This is a genomic window from Nguyenibacter sp. L1 (assembly GCF_035199985.1).
Lineage (GTDB): Bacteria > Pseudomonadota > Alphaproteobacteria > Acetobacterales > Acetobacteraceae > Gluconacetobacter > Gluconacetobacter vanlangensis.
In genome coordinates this window covers 1,975,213-1,996,573 of the sequence record NZ_CP127015.1, presented here as the reverse complement: position 1 = coordinate 1,996,573, position 21,361 = coordinate 1,975,213, and the positions used below count along the sequence as shown (strand labels likewise).

Here is a 21,361-nt window from a genome sequence, read left to right as displayed (position 1 = left end):
GCATGAATGGAGGGATTGCCATGTCCGCGCTGTCTCCGGTCACCCCGCAAAGCCCGGCCGCGCAACCCGACATCAGCGCGGGCAACGCCGCGCAGGCCCGCAATGCGGCCGTCGCGTTCGAAGCCGTGACCATCGGTGAGCTTCTGAAGCCCATGTTCGATACCGTCGACATGACGGACAACAGGTTCGGCGGCGGCCCGGCGGAAAAGCAGTTCCGGGCGCTTCAGGTCCAGGAAATGGGGAAGCAGATCGCTGATAGCGGGGGGATCGGCATTGCCGACAGCGTGTATCGGCAGATGCTGGCCATGCAGGAGCGATCCGGGTCATGAATCGCGCGCCGGACCGGTCCGCGGCCGTGCTCCTGCGCGGTTTTCAAAAGGTCTGCGCCCTTCTCGAGCGCGAGAACGACCTTCTGAAGACCGGAAAGCTGCAGGATGTGGTGAACATGCTTCCCGCAAAACAGAAGGAGATGGAGGCGCTCGAGGGCGTCCTGGCCGGCCCGGACGCCGCGCCGGCATCCCCCGACCGGACATCAGCCCTGCTGACGCCCGAGACCGAGGCGGCGGCAAGGCATTTCGGCGCCCTGGTGCGCACCAACCGCCGGCTGCTGCGCAATGCGATCGACGCGCAGAATTACGTCCTCCGGCTGATCGTCGTCGAGGCGGCCCAGATGGCCGGCGCCGGCTATGGTTCGTCCGGCCAATACGCGACGAATACCATCCCCCAGGGCGCGCTGACGCTGCGCAGCGACGTCTGAAAGGCGGCGCTTGTCCTGCGCATGCCGTCGGAAATCATGCAAAGCGCGCGATAGAGAACCATTCCATGGATCCACGAAACCACCGATATCGTCATGCCGGGGCGGGGCGCGCCGCTTTGCTCTGCATCGCGCTGGCCGGATGCTCGTCTCCGGCCAAGCCCTATCTGGATGCGGGAAAGCGCTTGTCCGAGGCAGGCTTCATCGCCCATGCGGCCGATACGACGGCGCGTTACGCCATGATGAATACGCTTCCGCCGGGCGTGCTGACCTATCGCCCGTCCTCGATGGGGCCGGTCTATCTCTATGCCGATCCGATCGGGTGCGGCTGCGTGTATATGGGGTCCGTGCTGGCGTACAATGTGCTCGTCACCCCGGCGAAACGGGGACGGACGACGGTGCCGGTCATGCCGGCCGTGCCGGACATGCAGGCGATGGCCGCGGAAAACAGGCGCGATACCGCGTCATGGGATTGGAGCGCATGGTCATCCGGCGCCGATCCGGGGCCGACCCAGCCACGTCATGTGGCGGGGGGCTATTGGTAGCGGACAGCGGACCGGACATGCCGGCCCCTATCCGATCGACCGCGCCAGAAAGGTTTTCTCAAGCGCCTCCAACTGCCGGCGCTTGCGTCTGGCCGGGGCGGATGCCTGGATTTTGGCCTCCTTCGGCAAGATGTTGTCCGCGGCCGGCGCATCCGCATCGCCGGTCGCCGGCCCCGCCGGGTTATCGTCCGCGGGATGATCGGCCATGGTCGAACCGTCCTGGGGATCCGCCGCGCCCTGCGGTGCACCGAGCCCGTTGCCAGCGCCTTCCGCTTTCTTGAGCAGGTCCAGCCTGATTTCCTCGGCCTTCTCGATCAGCGCTTCAAGTTGCTTCTCGCGGGATGGGATCCGTGTCGCCAGGGCTTCAAGCCGGTCGGCCGTCGCGTCGGCCTTGTCGACCATGGTGTCGAGTTCCGTCCCCATCATCTTGGCCTGCTCGATCATCCGGCTCAGCGGCCGGCCACTGACTTCGCCGGCAATCCGCAGTTTCTCCACCCCGTCTTCGGCGCTTTTGACGCTGCTTGCCAATTTCTCGACCAGGCCAAGCAGGCTCGCGCGGTCCCGCTTCAGATTCGACAGAATCCGGCTCAGATAAAAACTGTAGATAATTCCCAAAAGCAGGAAGAACGACAGAACGATCTCGATGATCACCTGGATCTGTGTCAGCATCTGCCGGATGGCCCCCAGTCTGGCCCGGTTGTGAAGCGGCGGGCGGATAACGGACAGTAAAGATTTTTTTAGTTTTGCACGCTCTCATTCCGCCGGCGTGGGAGAGGGCAGGATGGGCTCGCGATGGTCGTGCGGATTGTCGGACGGGACCAGCCTTCTTTCGATCTTCACGGCGGCCTTGCCATGCATTTGGCCCAGCCTGCCCTCGAACAGGGGGGTCTGCCCGCATTGAAGCGTGACAGGAATCGGGGTGTCGCTCTGGTACGGAAAGGCGATCTGCATGCCGGGGCGAATGTTCAGAACCGTGGAGAGCGGCACGGTCTTTTCCTCGAATATTGCGGAAACCTGCACCTCGGTCTCGAGAATTTCGGACATCAGGTGGCTTTCCCAGATCGAATCGCGGCCGAACCGCTCACCCATGAACTGCTGGGACAACTGGTCGCGCACGGGCTCAAGCGTCGCATAGGGAACGATCAGGTCCAGATAGCCGCTTCTGTCGTCCATATCGATATGCAGCTTCGTCATCACCACGGCATTCGACGCCCGCGTGATCGTGGCGAATCGCGAACTGACTTCAAGCCTCTCGAACGTAAGGTCGATCGAACAGACGGGGCTGAAGGCCGCCGACAGATCGTGAAGCGTCAGCGCGATCAGCTTTTCGATCAGGGACCGTTCGATCGCGGTATGCGGGCGGCCTTCCATCCCGGCATGGCCCACGCCGCGCGGCCCGCCCAGCAGGATGTCGATAATGGAATATGACAGCGCGGAATCGACGATGATCAGGCCGTAATTCTCCCATTGCACGGCCTTGAAGACCGCGAACAGGGACGACGAGGGGACCATGTTCATATAGTCGCCGAACGGTATCGAGCGCATGCTCTCCATGGTGATCTCGACATTGCCGTTCGTGAAGCTGCGCAGCGTCGATGACAGCAGCCTGACCAGCGTGTTGAACACCATCTCCAGCATGGGCAGGCGTTCATAAGCCACGAACCCGGCCCGGATGACCCGCTCCATGCCGGTTTCTTCCCGGGTGGGAAGGCCGGAAAACGCATTGCCGAGAAGGCTGTCGATCTCGGATTGATCCAGCACGTGGCCACCCGTCACGCCGTTTCCGAACGACATCGCAGCGTCTTCCATGGCAGCATGCTGCGCGTTCGCCGCATCGTGCGATGCGCCGGATTGTGCCCCGGCGGCCGTCCCGTTTACATCCTGCATGACGTCTTCACCGTTGGTCCTGCTGAATTTTTCTCAAAATTCCAATAAATCCATGGGTCTACTGGACGAGAAATTCGACCAGATACAGGTTCGTGACCTCAAGCGGGGCCAGCTCGGCTCTCAGGCGGCGCAGGATCGCTTCGCGCAGCCGGTATATCCCGTTGCCGCGGATGTCCTCGGGGCGCGTCTCGTGCAGGTATGTCTGGAATATGTCCTGAATTTCCGGGATCGTGGTCTGAAGAGCGGTCTCGTCCCGCGCGCCGGATATCTCGACCTTGGCCGTCAGCTTCACATAGACGGGGCGCCCGTCACCATTGTCCAGATTGGAAACGATCGGCGGGATTCCAAGCAGGATAGGGCGATGCAGTACACCCTTCGCCAACTTCGTGTCCTTCGCCACGTCGCTTTCGACCGCCCGGAACAGGTTGCCCTTTTCAAGAAGGGCGGCACCGCCGCCGGCGATCAGAATCAGGGCCGCTCCCCCGGCGATCATCAGTTTTCGATTCGTCTGCCGGCCCGCAGCCGCAGTGTCCGCAGCCATCGATTCCCGCTTCTCTTCGCCGGCAGGGAATTTGGGCGCGCCGCCGGCTACAGTCTCGCTCATATCTGGATGGCTCCGGGAGGGAAAAACGACTTGGCGTCAGTTTAGCCCCTGGACGGTGCGTGCTCAATGGGAATGGCGGCCTGCCCGGCGGCAGGGATCCGGTGCGCGCCAAAGCAGGCCACCGCTATTTGTGCGGCGTTTGCGCGCAATGAAGGCCCGAATATGAAACGGCATCGGAGTCTCGCAGATCGTTCTGCATCGCGGATGCGGAACGATCTCATGCCGTGCTGTCCATCCGAACATAGGCGTTCGGACGGGATTCATGGCTGGCCCGCATCCGCCCCAGGCCAGCCGCAACATTATCCCTGCTTCATCGCGATCGTGGATTGCAGCAAATCGTCGGCCGTCGTCACGACCTTGGCATTGGCCGAATACGCCTCCTGCGCAACGATCAGCGAGGACAGGTCGCTGGTCAGGTCGGTCGTGGAGGATTCCACATAGCCGACCGACAGCGTGCCCGTTCCATTCTGCCCGACGGTGCCGATATTGGCGGTGCCGGACGATGCCGTGGCGGTATAGGCCTGGCCGTCGACGGCATTCAGGCCGTTCACGTTGGCGAAGTCGGCCAGGGCGATCTTGCCCACAAGCTGCGTGTCGCCATTGTCGAACTCGGCCATGACCGAGCCGTCGCTCTGGATCGCGATGCCCTCATAGGTGCCCGAGGCGACGCTGTCCGAGGTCAGGGCCGAGCTGTCGGTGGCCAGCGTCGTGCTGGTCGAAAGCTGGGTACCGCCGAGATTGGCGGTATAGCTCTGGGGCGTGGCGCCGCCGACCGTGACGTTCAGGTTGCTCAGCGACAATCCGGACGTATTGGTCGTCGTGTCCGTCACCGAACTCGCGGCGCCGGTCGCCGGGTCGAACGCGACCTGATACGTGTCCGACGCGGCCCCGGTATAGGGGTCGACGAATTTGAGGTTCCACGTCGTCGACGAACTGCTCGCGCCCGTGGCGGCGTTGCTGGTGACGGGCGCCTGCGTCCAGACGGCGGACACATAGCTGCCGGACGCGGAATCGTAAAACGGCGCGGTGGTATAGCTCTGGTTCGATCCGGTGGTGGTACCCAGCGTGGTCGGGGACGCGGCCATCATCAGGCCGCTCGTCGTCGGATCGGTGGTCAGGGCATCGATTCCGCTCGTGCTCGCCGTACCGGTGGACGCCGCCATCGTGGTGCCGCTGGTTCCCCCGATCGTGCCCAGATTGAGCGTCATGTTCTGCGCGACCCCGTTATAGGTCGCCGCGATCGGGATGGAAGCGGCCGCGCCGCTGGCGGAGACGGTGGTCGTCGCGCCGCCGGACGATGGATAGGAAATCGATTTCAGGGTGCCATTGGTGCCGAACGTCACGGTCGCCGCATTCGCCGCGATTGCCCCGTTGCCGCCGGCATCATAGGCACTGACGGTCCAGACATAGGGATTGGTCGCGCTCTGCGTCCAGGTCAGGCCCACCTGGTGCGCGTTGGCATCGGCGTCATAGGTCGTGACCGGCGTCGCCGTGTAGGTCTGCGGTGTATAGCCCGTCGTGGGCGCGGTGCTGGACGGCAGCGTGCCGACGGTGGCATTCAGCGTCAGGGTCGTCGTCTGCGTCGGCCGAAACGCGACATTGTTGACATTGAGCTGCGACAGGTTCGTTTCCAGCGCGCCGGTGCTGTCATTCACCATATAGCCGTCGAGATAATATCCGCTGGTATTGACCAGGTACCCCGAATTGTTCTCGTAGATTTCGCCGTTGCGCGTGTAGTAGTTTTGGGATTCGAACTGCGTCGTGCCCGAGGTCGCGGTGCCGGTCTCCTTGGACACGACGAAAAGGCCGTTGCCCGAGATGGACGAGGCCAGGCTGTCGGTGCTGGTCGAAGACGTACCCTGCTGGTCCACATGCTGCACGGTCACCGCGGCAACCGAGTCCGAGACGTCTTCCGACGCCGCGTTCCCGTTCAGCGAGCCGGCCACGAAGTCCTGGAACGCGGTACTGTCGGCCTTATAGCCGACCGTCTGGCTGTTGGCGATGTTGTTGCTGAGGTTCGTGAACGCGGTCGACTGCGCGTTGATGCCGCTGACAGCCGTGGAAAGGGCATTGAAAACTGACATAAGCCGTCCCTAGCCTTGTGCGCGTCACTGTCTGTCCTGTCCGCCGTCAGGCGGAAAGATCAAGGTCCGGTCGTGGTCGAACGATCCACGGCGCCGCACACCAATATCCCGGTATGGCAGAATCCAGGCCAGCGATCTTACGGACATGGAATGGCGGCCGAAACATTCCCAGCGCGACACCGATGCCTAGCTAGGGCCCTGAGTAGCATGTGCGGCGTGAAACGCAAGGGCTTCCTGGCTCATGATTTCCGAGGCGCGCGCGATCCGGGGGTCCTCAGCTTCATGACATATGCGATGATCGCTGCGACGGGCTGGAAATATTCCGGCGGAATTTCCGCATCCAGCGGCAACGTATACAGGGCGCGCGCCAGGGACGGGTTCGACACCACGGGCACTTTCGCATCCTCGGCCGCGTGCCGGATCCGGGCCGCCAGCTCGTCCATTCCCTTGGCGACGATCTTCGGCGCGCCGTCCGCGCCGTTTTCGTAAGACAGCGCCACGGCGTAGTGGGTCGGATTGGTCACGACGACCGTGGCCTTCCTGACCGCCTGTATCATGCGCTGCCGCGCGCGCCTGCGGCGGATCACCTTCAGCTTGGCCTTGACGTGCGGGTCGCCGTCGGTCTGGCGCGTTTCTTCCTTGATATCCTGTAGGCTCATGCGCAATCCGTTCAGCCTGTGGTACCGGGTCCACAGATCGTCCAGAACGGCGATCACGCATTGTACGACCAGGATGATCAGCGTGGCATACGCGAACCACGCCATCAGTTCCGACGACAGGCGGGGAATGGTCCAGCGCTCGGCTTCGGGCGCCACGCGCAAGGTGCCCTGCGCCACGCCATAGAGCAGAAGCCCGAAGACCACGAATTTGACCAGGCTCTTCAGCAGTTCCACCAGGTTGGTCACGCTGAACAGGCGTGTCAGTCCGCGAATGGGGGACAGGCGCGTGATATCCGGGACAAGGGCCTGCGGACGGAACAGAAAACCGGTCTGCAGCATGCTGCACGCGACGACGACCGCCAGACTGGCCAGCGCCAGCGGTGCCGCCAGCAGCGCCCCCTCGCGCCCGGCCAGCAGGGTCGCCGCATAGACCGACGGCATGTCCGGCGAGATCGTGTCGAAATGCTCCATCAGGCCATGCATGTGGCCGAGAAACGCGCGGCCCGCCGTCGCGGTCGTCATGGTGAAGACGATCAGAAACGCGCCCAGCACGACCAGCATCTGCAATTCCCGGGACTGGGCGACATTGCCGTCCTCGCGGGCGGTCTGGAGCCTCTTCTCGGTCGGGGCCTGGCTCCGCTCTCCGCCGCCCGATCCTTCCTCTGGCATGCATGTCCGTCCCTGATGGTCCGCCGCCGGAATTCATGACCGAATGCAGGCGGTGGGAATTTTAGCGTCGCATGTCAGCGTCGCGCCACGCCGGCCCCTATCCCGGGCAGGCCGGCCAGCAGATCGTTCATCCGCCCTTCCCAGACGCCGGTCATGACCTGGATCAGCATGGCCAGCAGCAGCACGCCGCCCAAAAGCTGCGCCGGCATGGCGATGGCATAGACCTGGATGGCCGGCATCAGCCTGTTCAGCACGCCCAGCATCGCCGGCCACAAGGTCCCGATCAGGACGAACGGCGCGGCCAGTTGGACCGCCAGGGCGAAACTCTGCGCCGTGGCCGCCGTGACGCTCTTCGCCATGTCGCCCACCATGGGCATGTGGCCCGGCGGGAACAGGGTGTACGACCCTGCAACCGCCGCCAGGGGAAACACGTACAGACCGGTGGACAGGACGATGACCGGCACCAGGAACGACGCCATATGGCTGATGGCCGTGCTGGACGCCCCCAGTTCCACGTCCGGCTGCAGCACGCTGGACAGGCCGGTGAAGATCGAGATGATCTGCATGGCGATGCCCAGTGCCGTCGCCACCAGCCTGGCCAGCCATCCGATGAATGCGCCGCACAGAAGCTCGCCCGCGATGATGGCCACCGCCATGAACGGCACGCGCATCGCCGTGCCCGCCACATGCATCAGGCGGTCCTGAATGACGGGCAGGATGGTCACGGTGGTGGCCAGTGCGATTCCCGCCCTGACCACCATGGGCGACGTCGTCTCACCGAGTCCGGGGGCCGTCATCACCATGGCGCTGACACGGCAGAGCGCGACAAGAAACATGGCGGCCAGCACGGCGAGCGAGCCGCCGGGAAAAGACGGGTCCCCGGTCATCCTCGCGTGGCGGCCGCGCGCATGTCGCGCCTTTTCATGAACCTCCAACCATGATCATCTGGTCGAAGATCGTATGGGCATAGGTGTTCAATGTGGAATACATGAACGAGCCCGTCAGCAGCAGGGCGGCCATCGCCGCCACGAATTTCGGCACGAAGGACAATGTCGCCTCGCTCACCTGGGTCATGGCCTGCATCAGCGAAACCAGGACGCCGGCGCACAGCGACGCCAGCAGAGAGGGCGCGCCCATCTTGACGGTCACAAGCAGGGTCTGCCGCAATATCTCATGAATATCGACCGCATGATGCATGCACGTCGCCTAGATCGACATCTTCATGACGTCCTGATAGGCCTGAACGACGCGGTCCCTGATCGTGGTAACGGTCTGCAACGTCAGCTTCGCCTCTTCGACCGACGTCGCGATATCCGTCAAATTGCCGGTGCCGGACAGGCCCGCGGCGGCCTGCGCCTCGGCGCTCTTGCCTGTCGCGACGGCGTTGTTGAGCGCGCTCCCCAGCACGTCGCCGAAGCTGGAGACGATATCCGACGACGGGGAAGCCTGGCCGCCATCCGGGCCGTCGTTGGCCGGCTGTAACGTCTTCTGCGTCTGCCCATAGGCATTGATCGCATCCAGACTGCGTGTGGTGATGTCGCTGATCATCCTGTCCGCGCTACGTCTTCGATGCCCCGGCATAACCCAGGCGTCCGGCAACGACAAGGTCGGCGGCTTTTACCACCCGTTAAAATATAATAGCGCAATTGCGCCCGGCGCCCATGGTCCCGGCCCGTGCGCCAAAGGGGGTGTTGAAGCCGTCGCGGCAGTGGCGATAGGGTGCAGCCGGACAGCAAGTGCGTGGAGCACGATATTGATCGGTCGGTACAGGATGAATCTCCCGCGCGCGATGAAGGATGCCGGCGGCAGGCGCGGCTGGTGCCGGCCGGTATGCGGGACCACGCTGGCTGTCTTGCCGGTGGCAATGCTGCTCGGGGGCACGTGCCGGGCCGCCGGCACCGGCGAGGATGGCATCCGCTGCCCCGCGGGGGCTGTCCATATCGCGGAAATCCGCGTGCTCGCCCGTCAGGATGGCAGAGCCGGCGCCGTGCGGCCGATCGGAATCGCATCGGCGGAAATCTGCGCCGGCGATGCGACTCGTTTCTCGGACGTCGTGACGCGCGGCGCGCCGGACGGCGCCAGTGGCGCCGCCGCGATCGGGCAGAAGACAGGGGTGGAAGGCTCCATCCAGATCAGCGGACGCACCGCGCAGATGGACGCGACCGTCTACCTCCCTCTCAACGACGTGGACCTCGCCCAGTGCGCCCAGCAGCAGGACACGCAGGGACAAGACACGCAGGCGCAGGGGGGCGCCGGCGGCACATGCAGGCCACATGGCCTGGTGGCCAGCCTGGCCGATACATGGGTGTTCTCGCCCGGACGATGGTCGGCTCTTCAGGTGGGCACGGACAGCGCCGGGAATCCGATCGCCCTGTATGTCAGGATTTCCAACGGCCAGGTGGAATGACGGCCTGCCGCCGCGCGGCGCAAAAAATACCCCCGACCGAAATCGGGGGTATTCACAAATAGAATGAATGTCTCGATGGCACGCTGCTTCCGAAATCCGTCACACGAATTTCCGGGGCAGGACACGTGCCAATCTTGCCCCAGATTACTGGAACATCGAGAGGATGTTCTGGGACTGCGAGTTGGCGATGGTCAGCGACTTGATCGCCAGCGACTGCTTGGTCTGCAGCGAGGTCAGCTTCGCGCTGGCGGCCGACATGTCGGCATTGGTCAGGGCGCCGACGCCGGCGGTCAAATTGTCCGAGATGGTCTGGCCATAGGTGGACATGTTGGCGATGTTGTTCGTGTTGGCGCCCAGGTCGGACGTGACGTTCGTCATCGCCTGGATGGCCGCCTGAACCTGGGAAATCATGTCGGCGACCGCGTTGGAGCCGGTGAAGGCCGAGCCGAGGCTGCCCGCGCCGGCCGCCGAGACGGAGACGAACACGTTGGCGGTCGGGTTGCTGCCGGCCGAGCTGCCCGTCGTCAGGCCCAGCGCGTCCGTCAAGGTGGTGCCGCTCGTGCCGCTGACGGACACCGAGGATGAGGTGGTCATATAGCCGGCGATCGTCGAATTGAAGCCGCTGATGGTGGCCGAATCGCCCCCCAGGCCGGTCACGTAGGTCAGTTGGCTGGACGTGATCCCCTGGCCGTCGGCCGTGCCGCCGGACAGCAGGTTCACGCCGTTGAACGTCGCGTTGCGGGCAATGGTGTCGATCTGCTGGAGAAGACCCGTGATCTGCGTGCCGATCTGCCCCAGAGAGGCAGGTGTGCCCTCATTGTTGCCCACCGACGTCACGGCGTTCTGGACCTGGTGCAGCACGCTGATGATCTGGCTCGCGGCGCTGTCCGTCGAGCTGACGGTCTGCGAGGCAAAGGTCAGGCCGTTATTCACGGCGGTCTGGCCGGCAATGTTGCCCGACATCTGCTGCGCGATGCCATAGGCCGCGGCATTGTCGGCGGCCGAGGACACCTGCAGGCCGGTCGAGACCACGTTTTCCGTCTGGCTCAGGCTGGTCGACGTCGCATCGAGAGTTTCGATGGCGATCATGGCCGAGGTGTTGGTGTTGATCGAAAGGCTCACGGTGTTTTCTCCATGCTGACTCGTGCCGATGTCGCACCAGTTCCAGGCCAGACAATCGGCAAACGGCTAAGAGAAGGTTACCAGCTCTGTCGACACGTATGTTTTTTCGCGTTGTGCCGCGGCCGGATCGTGGCGCCGGAACGCCCGTCGAACGCCCGCCGAGCGACGTGATCCCGCGGCCCCAACTGGTCAGGGTTCCGGGTGTGTAGTAGTGTTTACTGGACCAGTGGCCGATATCGGGCATCATGGCCGGTATCGTACGCGGCGGACTCCAGACGGTAACATCATGATTCATCCTGCGATCAAAGCCTATCAGAGCATCAGCGGCTCTTCCCTGTCGGGCAGAGAGGCCGAGGCCGCATGCTTCAGAATGCTCATCGACGAACTCGAGACCGCGTCGCTGAGTTCCGATGTCGCCGTTCGCCGCCTGGCATTGTCCCGGCATCAGCGTTTCTGGTCCATGATCATGCAGGCGAACGCCCTGGATAACGGTCTTACGCCCGAGGAAGACCGCAGGCTTTTCGTCAGGCTGGCGGACCAGGCCCAGAGATACGGAATCAGGGCGATATTATATTCCGACCTGTCCCTGGCCCCCCTGATCGAGATCGCGGAAAATGTCCTGGCCGGCCTCGAGGCCGTCTCGGATAGCGATGCAATAGGCGCCGATCCGCTCGCCGCGTTCTGACGGAAGCGGGCGGTGGCGGAAGCGGGCGGTGGGATCGGCACCGCAGAGAGAGTGTCACGGTCATGAAGAATCCGGATGCCGGAGCGGGTGGCGCGTCGCCGCGGTCGATCGCGGACAGGCTTGCCTTCCTCAGGATCGGCAACAGGGAAAGCCGCATCCTCTCCGAGATGCGCTCCGGCCTGGGCGATGTCCTGCAAGCCAGCCTCGATGATTTCTACGACCGGGTGAAGCAGACGCCCGAACTGGCGCGCTTCTTTCAGGGCGACCACCAGATGGACGTGGCCCGATCGCACCAATTGGCCCATTGGAACACGATTCTTTCGGGCCAGTTCGGTCCCGACTATGTTCAGGCCGTCACGCGAATCGGCGGGACCCATGCCGTGATCGGGCTCGAACCGCGCTGGTATCTGGCCGGATATGCGGTTCTGCTCGACGGCATCGTCCGCCGGATGATCGACGCGGAGTTCTCGCGCCGCCCGCGCGGCCAGGCCGCCTTCTCCCGGCTGTTCGGCCGACCATCACCCGCCGCCGAACCACAGGACGCCGCGCTGCTGGGAGAGAAGATCGGCACGCTCATCCGCGTGGCGATGCTGGACATGGATCTCGCACTCTCCACCTATCTGCTCCGCCTGGAAGAGACGAACCGCAAGGCCGAGCGCGAACAGGCCGCGCTGGGCGAAATCGCACGGGCCCTGGAACAGGTGGCCGGCGGTGACCTGTCGACGACGCTCGACCGGACGGTCATGGAAAAATCGCCCCTCCTGGCATCCGTCTTCGCCAGGCTCAAGGACGGGCTGGGGGGAATCGCTTCGGAAATCCGCCGGGCATCCGCCCTGGTTCGGGAATCCGCGGCGTCGATCAGCAAGGACAGTGCGCGCATCCTCAGCCAGAGCGACGCGCAGGTCGGCTCGATCCGCAGGATTACCGGCGCCACGGCCGCGCTGGAGGAGTCGCTGTCCGACGTCGCCGAGCAGACCGAAGCGGCTGGCGTGGCCGTCAGGACCTGTGTGGCCGCGGCCGCCCTCGGGGATGGAAATATCCGCAGGGTGCGCGAAACGATGACGGATATCCGGCAGGCGGGCGAGACCATTTCCGAGCTTGTCGGCACGATTCAGGATATCGCGGTCCAGACGAATCTGCTCGCGCTCAACGCCAATGTCGAGGCCTCCCGCGCCGGAAGCGCCGGGCGCGGTTTTGCCGTCGTGGCGACCGCGATCCGCGAATTGTCGGCCAAGACCACCGAGGCGGCACGACAGATCGCGGCAAGCGCGCGCCAAAGCGAAACCGTGATCCGCAACGGCGACAGGGCGGTCAGCCAGATGACGGACGCATTGCGGGAGATCGGGACCAGCATCACGGTGGTCCGGGACGCCGTCGCCCGAATCAATACCGAAATCGGGAATCAGGAGAACAGCGTCCGCAGCACCCATCGCGAGGCCGCCGAGCTGCGCGACATTTCCGAAAAGACATCCGCCATGACAAGGCATGCATCGGACGATTGCACGGCGCTGACGCAGCGGTCGGACAAGATGATGGAACTGGTCAGCAATTTCCGGCTGTCCTGATGCGGCCCGAGGCAACCGGCATTGTCCTCGGTCCGGACAGGCTTTCAGAACAGGTCGATCGTCCCGGCGGGCAGTGATCCGTCCGGTGCGTGCGTCCCTTTCAGGGCCCGCACGACCGAACCGAGCGTAACCCCGTCATCCAGACGGGCCATACTGACGCCGTCCGCCGGCCCGGGGTGGGGAAGGGATATCAGGTTTCTCAGAACCGTCGTCACGGCCGCGACCGTCTGTGTCGCGACGTCCAGCTTCTGAAGGCTGCCCATGTCCGCATCGCTCAGCGCCAGGCCCCTGACACATGTCTCGACGGCCTGCTGGGCGTGAACAAGATCCTCACAGGCCGCGTCCAGAAGATGCGCCATTCTCGCCACGGCCTCATGCATCGTAATGTTCGGGGTGCCGTCCGGGGTGGCACCCGGGGTGGTGTGTGGGCCCGGTGCCCGCATCGTGGCGGAATCTGTTTCCATCTTCAGTCTTTCTCCGCGCCCTGACGGTCAGAACAGTTCGACGCCCGAGCCGGCTTCCCGCGCCCATTTCCGTTCGGCTTCGGCCTCTCGCCGGCTGTACGCTTCTTCCTGATGCCCGACAGTCCTGGCATCGTGGACCAGGTTCTGCTGCGCCCGTCCGGTCGCGGGCCAGAACCTGACCCGCCGGGCCTGGCTGCCACCCAGGCTGTGCGAAACGCAATGCAGCCCTTCTTCCGCCAGATATCGCAGGACGAAGCGGCTGTTCTCCTGCCCGATATGCCCCAGCGACGGAATGATGGCCGCGCCGCCAAATGCCTTGCATTGAAGCCGATCGAGGCTCCCGCCTGCTTTGAGAATCCCGTTGACGAGTTTCTCCATCGCATTGACGCCGAAACGCATGGCCGTTCCGCCATGGCCGTCATCTCCATCGGGCAGCAGAAAATGGTTCATGCCGCCGACGCCGGCCACCGGATCGAACATGCAGACCGAGACGCACGAGCCGAGAAGGGTAACCAGAAGAGTCGACGGATCGTCCGAGACGACCACTTCGCCCTGTACGACCGTCGTGATTGTCGATATGTCCGTCACGTTATAGGCCCGAACACCTTTTCAAGCACCTCCCGCAGTTTTGCGACGGTATAAGGCTTGGCAAGAAAATTATTGACCCCGGCCTTGACGGCTTCCTGAACGAGGTCCCGGCTGGCCTCGCTGGTCAGGATGATGAACGCGACTTTCTGCGTCTTCGGGTTGCCGCGGACGGCACGCAGCAGCGCCAGCCCGTCCATGACGGGCATGTTGAAATCGGAAATCACAAGATGCGTCGGATTCTGGTCGAGATATTCGACGGCTTCCCTGCCGTCCTTCCTCTGCGCGATGTGCGCGAAGCCGATCTGCATCAGGCTGTTGGCCAGAATCTGCCGGATGGACGATTGGTCGTCAACGATCAGCGCCCTGATCTGTGAAGCCGCTGGCATAGTCTCCTCCTCATTTCCCATCCAGATCCGGCTAGTCCGCCGGCGTCGATCGCGATCTACGGTTGCCCGGTGCCGAAGCCCCGTCCGATCGGCCGGACACGGCGCGGACGGACAGGCCAAGGCAACGAGACAGAGAGATACCAGTAAGCCAATGGAATCGGGCGTCGTCCTGGGGTCATGTCAGCGCGCGGGCCGTCATGGCGGCGGCACTGATCTGGTCAAGAGAGACGATCCGGGACGCCGCCCCGATTTCGGCGGCGACCCGCGGCATTCCATAGACGACCGAAGACGCCTTGTCTTGTGCAATCGTCTGGGCTCCGGCCCGGTGCATGGCCAGGAGACCTGCCGCGCCATCCTGCCCCATGCCGGTCAGGATAATGCCCAGCGCATCACTGCCGACCTGCTTCGCAATGGAATCGAACAGGACGTCGACAGACGGGCAGTGGCCGTTCACCGGCGCCGATTTCAGGAACGTCGTCATGCATCGGCCGTCGCGCCGTTCCACGGCCACGTGCCGGTCGCCTCCCGGCGCAATCCTGACGCAGCCCGGGGCCAGTATTTCGCCGTCCCTGGCCTCGCAGATGGACAGCGCCTCGATCTTCTGGTCCAGCCTCTTGGCGAAACTGGCGGTAAACAAAGCCGGCATATGCTGGCAGACGATGATCGGGGGGCTCTGTCGCGGAAAACCCGCAAGCACCAGCTCCAGCGCCTCCACCCCGCCCGTCGAGGCCCCGATCGCCACCAGTTCGAACCAATGGGCCCAGCTTCTCTGCACGTCCGGCACGCTGTTCGGATCGCGGCGCCGCGGCTTGGCGGCAGGATCGGATTGCGCGGCCAGCCGAACGAGACGCGCCAGGCCCGCAAACGCATCCGTCCCGACCACCGAAGCCGGTTTCGCGAAGCAGTCGAACGCGCCCATCTGCAAGGCGGTGATCGCCGTATCGGCCCCCCGGGCCGTCAGGCTGGAAACCATGACGACCGGAATCGGACGCAGCCTCATGATCTTGTCGAGAAACTGCAGGCCGTTCATGCCGGGCATCTCGACATCGAGCGTAATGACGTCCGGCTGGTCCTTGATGATCAGGTCCCTGGCCTCGATCGGGTTCGCCGCTTCGCCACAGATGACGATATCGGGATACTGCTCGAAGGATCTCCGTATCAGTGCCCTTATCGTTCGTGAATCGTCGACCACCAGAACCCTTACCGGCTTCTCCAACGCTTAGTCGTCCTTTTCGTAGATGGTCGGGGCTACCTGCGTCAGCCCGCATTGGGTTGCGCAAGATACGCGTTCGGAGTGGCCCACATACAGAAAGCCGCCCGGTTCCAGCCTGTCGGACAGGCGCTGCCACAGACGCTCACGCGTCGCCTCGTCGAAATAGATGACGACGTTCCGGCAGAAAATGGCCGAAAACGTCCCCCTGATCGGCCAGGAGGCATTGAGGTTGAGCACGCGGAACGCAGGAAGGCGGCCGATCGGGCCGGCAAAACGGTAATCGCCGTCGCCGCAGGACTCCATGAACTGGGCTTTCCGCGCCGCGGGTATGCCCTCGGTTTCCTCATCCGGGTAGACGCCGCCCGCGGCCCGCGCGACCACGTCGGCATTGATGTCGGTCGCGAGAATGCGCATGTCATGCGCCGCCGCGTCCGGAAATGCCGTCATGATGGACATGGCGATGCTCCAGGGTTCCTGCCCTGTGGAGCATGCCGCCGACCACACCCTTCCGCGCCCGCCCGCGGCGATGTTCGCGGCAAGGCGAGGGACCACGACGGTTTCGAGATGCTCGAAATGCTTCTTTTCCCGAAAGAAGCTCGTGACATTCGTGGTCAGGGCATAGACCAGCTTCTCCATCTCGCCTTCGCCGCCCGGCGCCTGCACGAAATCCAGATAGGTCCGGAACGAGGCGTGGCCAAGCTCCCGAACCCTGCGCGAGACGCGCGAATACACCAATGCGCGCTTGGTCGCAGGAAGATGGATGCCCGCCTGCGCCTGCGCGATCCGCTGTACCCTCTGGAAATCGGTATCCGTGTAATCGGACTCGCCGACCGGCATCAGGCCGTTCATGCGGAAACCGTATCCCCGACCAATTGTCCGACCACGGTTTCAAGGCGAAGGACGCCGATCATCCGGTTGTCGACCAGCACCAGCCCCCCAAGGCTGCTGCCGTCATCGGATACGCTCTGCACGTCGCCAAGGTCGATGTCCGCCATGTCGATGACGCGATCGACCAGCAGCCCGCATACGACGCCGCCTTGCGACTCGACGAAGACCACGACGCGGCGCGGATTGTCGGCCTGCGGCGGCACGTTCAGATAGACCGCCAGATCGATCACCGTCAGGATGACGCCGCGCAGATTGATGGCCCCGCAGACATAGGGCGGGGCGAACGGCAGGGTCGTCGTCTTCTCGAATCCCCGGATTTCACGAACGCTCAGGATCGGAATGCAATATTCCTGCTCCCCTATGGCGAACATGATCATCTTGACGATCGTGGCGTCAGCAACCTCTGTCTGTTCCGTCATGTCCGGTTTCCTGCCTCGCTACCGATTATCGGCATGATGTCGCTACGCCGCCAGCCCCGTGCGGATGCGCGCGGGCTTGTTGTCGAGATGCCCGACGGCGGACGCAATCAATGCCGGAGCGTCGAGGATCAGGGAAACGCTGCCGTCGCCCAGAATGGTTGCCGCCGACACGCCGAATATCTGCCGGTAGTTGTTCTCTATGCTTTTGATGACGACCTGGGTCTGGTCGCGAATCTCCTCCACGACCAGGGCGGCCCGCGCCCCCGACTCGTTCTCGACGACAAGGATGATCGCATCATCCGGCGAACCCGCCGGCGGAGAGTCCGACAGGCCCAGCGCCGCGGCCAGCGGGATCAGCGGCATGCAGTCGCCGCGGATCGAAATGACGTTGCTGCCATCGGGCAGGGCGTAAATATCCCGGCGCTTGATCATCATGGTCTCGATCACGGCCGAGATCGGAACGATCATGGTCGAACCGCCGGCGACGATCACCATGCCGTCGAGAATGGCCAATGTCAGCGGAAGGCTCAGGCTGAACGTGGTCCCTTTCCCCGGGACGCTGTGAATCGCGACCCTGCCGCCAAGGCTCAAAATCGCCTGCTTGACGACGTCCATGCCCACGCCCCGGCCCGAAAGGTCGGACACCGCCTCCGCTGTCGAGAAGCCCGGCGCGAAGATCAGGTTGTTGATCTCGTCGTCGGTCAGCACCGCGTCCGGCGCGACGATGTTCCGCCTGATCGCCGTCTCGAGCACGCGCGCGCGATCGATCCCGCCGCCATCGTCCCTGATCGTGATCAGGATCCGGCCCGAGCGGTGTTCCGCGGACAGCCGGATATGGCCCTCCGCGGGCTTGCCGGCCGCGATTCGGTCTTCCTTCTTTTCGATGCCATGATCGACGGCATTGCGCAGCATATGCGTCAGCGGGTCCGTCAGCTTTTCGACCAGCGTCCGGTCGACTTCCGTCTCCTCGCCCGCAAGCGTCAGGACCACCTCCTTGCCGGTCATCGAGCACGCTTCGCGCACCACGCGCTGCATGCGCTGGAACACGCCGCGAACCGGCTGCGCCCGGATCGCCATGACGGCGTCCTGGATATCCCGCGTCAGGGACTGCATGCTGCCGATACTCTGGACCAGTTCCTGCTGCGTCGCGCTGTCGCCATGGCGGGACAAGGATTCGATGGCCGCCTGGGCGATCACCAGTTCGCCGACAAGATCCATCAGATCGTCGATCCGGTGGAGATCGACACGGATCGAAGCCTGCTCGGGCTTGCGGGCCGGCACCGGACCAGACGCGGCGGGCGCAACCGCCGCCGCGACCGGGACCGCGGCCGGCGCACGATGCGCGTCGGCCAGTGCGGTTGCCAGTGCGGGTGCCAATACGGGTGCCACCTCGTCGACGGGGGCAGGGACCGGTTCCGGGGGCGGCACCGCCACCGGACTCTCTCCCGTTTCGCCCGCCCGGGTCATCTCGAAATCGCAGGCGTCGCTGACCCAGTCGAAGACGGCGCCGCAGCGTTCCTCGGAGACTTCCGGAGGCAGCACCACACGCCACGAGAGATAGGCTTTGCCGGGAACCAGATCGCCAAGCGGCGGAAGGGCGGAGCAGTCGCAGGCCGCCACGATGTCTCCACCGGTTACCGCCGCAGCCGCGACGTCCGCAAGACCGATCAGGATGTTCCGCGCATCGTCCCCACGCTCATACAGGACGTCATGCGGGCGGAACGTGACGATCAGCGGCGCGGGGACCGGCGCGGCCGGTCCGTCAAAATCGAAATCCACCGCGATCGGTTCGAAGTCGATGGAGACAGGTTCGAAATCTAGCGGAATCGGCACGAAATCCTGCGGGACGGCGTCGTCGGTCGCATCGGGCGCATCGGTTGCGTCAGCCGTACCGCCACGGCCGGTGATGGCCTCCAGTTCGATCCGGCTCTCGGCAGCGCGGGCCGGATCGACCGCCAGATTGTCGCGCGCTTCGACGACCAGGTCGCTCAGCACGTCCATCGCCTTGAGAAAAATCTTGATGATGTCGGGCGTCGGGGCAATGCGCCCCGATCGCAGGTCATCAAGGGCACTTTCAAACACATGGGCGAAGCGCACAAGGTTCTCAAGCCCGAATGACGCGGCCCCGCCCTTGATCGAATGCACGGCACGAAAGACGCCGTTGATGGTTTCCTGCCCGGATTCGCCATCCGACAATGCCGAAAGTCCGCGTTCAAGCTCCTCTAACTGTTCGTCACATTCCTGGAAGAAGATCCGGAGGATATCGTCCATATCGGAACTCATGCCGTCCCCGCTTTCTTCAGGCCGTAACCCGCCGGATGGCCGCGACCAGACTTTCGGAACTGAATGGCTTGACGATCCATCCGGTCGCGCCGGCCGTCCTGGCCCGGGCCTTCTTTTCCGGGTCGCTCTCCGTGGTCAGAACGATGATCGGCAGATGCTTGAACTGATTCATGGTCCGAATCGTCTCGATCACCTCGAAACCGTCCATGCGCGGCATGTTGATATCGGTGATGACCACATTGGGGGGCGGGTCGGCGCCGCGCAGGACGTCCAGCCCATCGACTCCATCCGCTCCCTGAATGACGTCGCACCCGGCCTCTTCCAACGCTTTGCGCAGCATGCCCTGCATGGTCCGGGAATCATCGATCGTCAGGACACGTAAATTCTGTCTACTCGCCATACCGCATGCTCACTGCAGAAGGGGGAGCGGTTCCTGCAGGAACGCGCGGACCCCGAAAAGGGCAAATGCCTCGCGGATCTTCTCCGACGGTGCGACCACAGGGCAGCCGCTGGCCAAAAGAACCTGCAGGCACAGGCCGCCGACATAGCCGACGCCGGATGCGTCAAGTGCCACCGTTTCCGTCCCGGCCTGGTCCCGTGCCTGCGCGATCAACGCCTTCAGCGCCTCGGCGGCTGCACTGTCCAGCCGTTCGGGCAATGTCACGCAGGCAAGGGGGGACACCGCGCCGGATTCGCCTTCCATCAAAAATCTTCCCATCCCTGGTCTGGCGACGTCGTCAGCAGCGGGGCGGTCAGGCTGGGGGAAGGCGGCCGGCCGGCTCTCGTCTGCGGCCGCGCGGGCGACAGCACGGCCATGCCCTCGCCGGCGGCGTGACGTCTCTCATTGCCGATCCTGAAACGGCTCAAGGTCTGGGTCAGCGTTCTGGTCTCGGCCGTCAGGTTATGGCTGGCCGCGGTCGTTTCCTCGACCATGGCCGCGTTCTGCTGGGTCACCTGGTCCATCTCGCTGATAAAGGCCGTGATCTCGGACAGACGCTGGGCCTGGTCCTGCGTGGAGACCGAAACCTCCTCGACCCGGGTCGCGATATTCTGCGTGCTGCCCGCGAAGTCAGTCAGATAGCGCCCCGTCTGCTGCACCAGGTCGACCCCCTTGTCGACCTGTTCCGCCGAGACGGAAATCAGGCGCTTGATCTCGCTGGCCGACTTCGCCGATTTCTCGGCAAGGGACCTGACTTCCTGCGCGACCACCGCAAAGCCCCTGCCGGCGTCACCCGCGCGGGCCGCCTCGACACCGGCATTCAGCGCCAGGACGTTGGTCTGAAAGGCGATGCCGTCGATGACCGAGATAATCTCGCCGATCGCGTCCGACGATTTCTTGATGCCGTCCATCGCCGACGTCGTCTCGGCCATGATGCCGGTCGCGGACTTGACCTTTTCCAGCGACTGCTTCGTTTCGGCGCTGGCGTCCGAACAGGCCCGGGCGATGCGCTGCACGCCATCGGTCACGGTGCGCACCGACGCCGCGGCCTGGCCGAGGTTGGCCGCCTGCTTTTCCGTCCGCTTCGCAAGATCGGCGGACGCGGTGGAAATTTCGGTGGCCCCGGTCGCGATCAGTTCCGAATTGTTGGCCACGGCCCGCAGCGCCTCGCTCCGGCGCATGGCCGAATTGTTGAACGCATCGCGCAACGGCGCGAATTCGCCGTCGAAAATGGGATCCGTGATCCGCAGCTCGAGATCGCCCTCGGCCAGTTCCTTCAGCGCCGTGCCAAGGGCCTCGATGACCGCGTGCGTGTGCCTGTCCCGTTCCTCGCTGCGGTCGAGAGACTGCCTGATCTCCGCCGCCATGGCCGCCTGGCGGGTTTGCGCCTCGCCCTGCTCGCGCACGCTTCGCGCGAACGCGACCATCACGCGCGCCAGGCGCCCCGCGCAATCCTTGTTGTCGAGAAACGGCACGTTGGCGCGGTTTTCACCACGGCCGAGCTGCTCGCCAAGATCGCGCAGCGTCTCCAGGGGGGTCGTCACCACACGTGTCATCATCTGCCAGATGATAAAGACGACCACCTGTCCGAAAGCCAGGGCGCACATATTCATCAGGAACATGTGGTCGATCGGCTCGTGGGCGAGATACCCGGCGGCCTCGATAATGATCTGGAGCATCAGATACGCTTCCAGAAACAG

General features: G+C 64.1%; 25 protein-coding genes. 6 read left to right on the top strand and 19 right to left on the bottom strand.

The genetic code is table 11. The features are described 5' to 3' along the window. Positions 1-20: 20 nt before the first annotated feature. The 3 genes from QN315_RS09020 to QN315_RS09010 all read left to right on the top strand — a co-directional run bounded on the left by QN315_RS09020 (position 21) and on the right by QN315_RS09010 (position 1,299). The gene (locus QN315_RS09020) at positions 21-329 is read left to right on the top strand and encodes a rod-binding protein (RefSeq protein ID WP_323993125.1); all 309 of its coding nucleotides are present in this window, start codon (positions 21-23) and stop codon (positions 327-329) included. Continuing rightward, the gene (locus QN315_RS09015) at positions 326-757 is read left to right on the top strand and encodes a hypothetical protein (RefSeq protein ID WP_323993124.1); all 432 of its coding nucleotides are present in this window, start codon (positions 326-328) and stop codon (positions 755-757) included. The genes QN315_RS09020 and QN315_RS09015 overlap by 4 nt, the downstream gene beginning before the upstream one ends. A 65-nt stretch (positions 758-822) precedes the next feature. Further along, the gene (locus QN315_RS09010) at positions 823-1,299 is read left to right on the top strand and encodes a hypothetical protein (protein ID WP_323993122.1); all 477 of its coding nucleotides are present in this window, start codon (positions 823-825) and stop codon (positions 1,297-1,299) included. A gap of 27 nt (positions 1,300-1,326) precedes the next feature. On the opposite strand, the gene QN315_RS09005 is transcribed toward QN315_RS09010, so the two are convergent. The 8 genes from QN315_RS09005 to QN315_RS08970 all read right to left on the bottom strand — a co-directional run bounded on the left by QN315_RS09005 (position 1,327) and on the right by QN315_RS08970 (position 8,750). Continuing rightward, entirely contained in the window at positions 1,327-1,968 is a 642-nt protein-coding gene (locus QN315_RS09005; RefSeq protein ID WP_323993120.1) for a DUF6468 domain-containing protein, read from the bottom strand. Between the two features lie 84 nt (positions 1,969-2,052). After that, positions 2,053-3,093 (bottom strand): flagellar motor switch protein FliM, encoded by a 1,041-nt coding sequence (fliM, locus tag QN315_RS09000; protein ID WP_323993118.1) that lies wholly within the window; start codon positions 3,091-3,093, stop codon positions 2,053-2,055. Positions 3,094-3,244: 151 nt separating this feature from the next. Next, positions 3,245-3,790, bottom strand: coding sequence for a flagellar basal body-associated FliL family protein (locus tag QN315_RS08995; RefSeq protein WP_323993116.1), 546 nt, complete (start codon positions 3,788-3,790; stop codon positions 3,245-3,247). 299 nt (positions 3,791-4,089) lie between these two features. Beyond that, positions 4,090-5,874: a flagellar hook-basal body complex protein gene (locus tag QN315_RS08990; RefSeq protein ID WP_323993114.1), complete on the bottom strand. Its 1,785-nt coding sequence runs from the start codon at positions 5,872-5,874 to the stop codon at positions 4,090-4,092. A gap of 239 nt (positions 5,875-6,113) precedes the next feature. Continuing rightward, positions 6,114-7,202, bottom strand: a complete 1,089-nt coding sequence (locus tag QN315_RS08985; protein ID WP_323993113.1) for an EscU/YscU/HrcU family type III secretion system export apparatus switch protein — start codon at positions 7,200-7,202, stop codon at positions 6,114-6,116. A gap of 74 nt (positions 7,203-7,276) precedes the next feature. Next, positions 7,277-8,089: a flagellar biosynthetic protein FliR gene (locus QN315_RS08980; RefSeq protein WP_323993111.1), complete on the bottom strand. Its 813-nt coding sequence runs from the start codon at positions 8,087-8,089 to the stop codon at positions 7,277-7,279. 34 nt (positions 8,090-8,123) lie between these two features. Next, a complete protein-coding gene (locus tag QN315_RS08975; protein ID WP_176638658.1) occupies positions 8,124-8,399 on the bottom strand; it encodes a flagellar biosynthetic protein FliQ in 276 nt (91 codons plus the stop codon). A gap of 9 nt (positions 8,400-8,408) precedes the next feature. Next, complete coding sequence (locus tag QN315_RS08970) at positions 8,409-8,750, bottom strand: flagellar hook-basal body complex protein FliE (RefSeq protein WP_176638678.1); 342 nt, start codon at positions 8,748-8,750, stop codon at positions 8,409-8,411. Here QN315_RS08970 and QN315_RS08965 point away from each other — a divergent pair. Further along, the gene (locus tag QN315_RS08965; RefSeq protein ID WP_323993109.1) at positions 8,737-9,609 is read left to right on the top strand and encodes a hypothetical protein; all 873 of its coding nucleotides are present in this window, start codon (positions 8,737-8,739) and stop codon (positions 9,607-9,609) included. The two genes, QN315_RS08970 and QN315_RS08965, sit on opposite strands and share 14 nt — an antisense overlap. A 144-nt stretch (positions 9,610-9,753) precedes the next feature. Here the strand turns inward: QN315_RS08965 and QN315_RS08960 are convergent, their stop codons facing one another. Beyond that, the gene (locus QN315_RS08960; protein WP_323993107.1) at positions 9,754-10,731 is read right to left on the bottom strand and encodes a flagellin; all 978 of its coding nucleotides are present in this window, start codon (positions 10,729-10,731) and stop codon (positions 9,754-9,756) included. A 286-nt stretch (positions 10,732-11,017) separates the two neighbouring features. Between QN315_RS08960 and QN315_RS08955 the strand changes: the two genes are divergently transcribed. Both QN315_RS08955 and QN315_RS08950 read left to right on the top strand, forming a co-directional pair. Continuing rightward, positions 11,018-11,416, top strand: coding sequence for a flagellar biosynthesis regulator FlaF (locus QN315_RS08955; protein WP_176638655.1), 399 nt, complete (start codon positions 11,018-11,020; stop codon positions 11,414-11,416). Positions 11,417-11,478: 62 nt separating this feature from the next. Beyond that, positions 11,479-12,981, top strand: coding sequence for a globin-coupled sensor protein (locus QN315_RS08950; RefSeq protein WP_323993106.1), 1,503 nt, complete (start codon positions 11,479-11,481; stop codon positions 12,979-12,981). Between the two features lie 44 nt (positions 12,982-13,025). On the opposite strand, the gene QN315_RS08945 is transcribed toward QN315_RS08950, so the two are convergent. The 10 genes from QN315_RS08945 to QN315_RS08900 form a co-directional block, all read right to left on the bottom strand. After that, on the bottom strand, positions 13,026-13,340 hold the full coding sequence (locus QN315_RS08945) for a hypothetical protein (RefSeq protein ID WP_323993105.1): 315 nt from the start codon (positions 13,338-13,340) through the stop codon (positions 13,026-13,028). 132 nt (positions 13,341-13,472) lie between these two features. After that, positions 13,473-14,033: a chemotaxis protein CheD gene (locus QN315_RS08940; protein ID WP_317135213.1), complete on the bottom strand. Its 561-nt coding sequence runs from the start codon at positions 14,031-14,033 to the stop codon at positions 13,473-13,475. Next, positions 14,030-14,440 carry a response regulator gene (locus tag QN315_RS08935; protein WP_323993103.1) on the bottom strand — a complete coding sequence of 137 codons (411 nt, stop codon included), beginning with the start codon at positions 14,438-14,440 and terminating at the stop codon, positions 14,030-14,032. Before QN315_RS08935 ends, QN315_RS08940 begins: the two co-directional genes overlap by 4 nt. Before the next feature lie 154 nt (positions 14,441-14,594). Further along, complete coding sequence (locus QN315_RS08930; RefSeq protein ID WP_323993102.1) at positions 14,595-15,635, bottom strand: chemotaxis response regulator protein-glutamate methylesterase; 1,041 nt, start codon at positions 15,633-15,635, stop codon at positions 14,595-14,597. A 3-nt stretch (positions 15,636-15,638) separates the two neighbouring features. After that, on the bottom strand, positions 15,639-16,481 hold the full coding sequence (locus tag QN315_RS08925) for a protein-glutamate O-methyltransferase (RefSeq protein ID WP_323993101.1): 843 nt from the start codon (positions 16,479-16,481) through the stop codon (positions 15,639-15,641). After that, entirely contained in the window at positions 16,478-16,939 is a 462-nt protein-coding gene (locus QN315_RS08920) for a chemotaxis protein CheW (protein ID WP_176638649.1), read from the bottom strand. The genes QN315_RS08925 and QN315_RS08920 overlap by 4 nt, the downstream gene beginning before the upstream one ends. A gap of 42 nt (positions 16,940-16,981) precedes the next feature. After that, positions 16,982-19,210 (bottom strand): chemotaxis protein CheA, encoded by a 2,229-nt coding sequence (locus tag QN315_RS08915; protein WP_323993100.1) that lies wholly within the window; start codon positions 19,208-19,210, stop codon positions 16,982-16,984. Between the two features lie 28 nt (positions 19,211-19,238). Beyond that, on the bottom strand, positions 19,239-19,622 hold the full coding sequence (locus QN315_RS08910; RefSeq protein ID WP_323993099.1) for a response regulator: 384 nt from the start codon (positions 19,620-19,622) through the stop codon (positions 19,239-19,241). A gap of 9 nt (positions 19,623-19,631) precedes the next feature. Continuing rightward, positions 19,632-19,925 carry an STAS domain-containing protein gene (locus QN315_RS08905; RefSeq protein WP_323993097.1) on the bottom strand — a complete coding sequence of 98 codons (294 nt, stop codon included), beginning with the start codon at positions 19,923-19,925 and terminating at the stop codon, positions 19,632-19,634. After that, positions 19,925-21,340, bottom strand: a complete 1,416-nt coding sequence (locus tag QN315_RS08900) for a methyl-accepting chemotaxis protein (RefSeq protein ID WP_323993094.1) — start codon at positions 21,338-21,340, stop codon at positions 19,925-19,927. Before QN315_RS08900 ends, QN315_RS08905 begins: the two co-directional genes overlap by 1 nt. Positions 21,341-21,361: the final 21 nt, after the last annotated feature.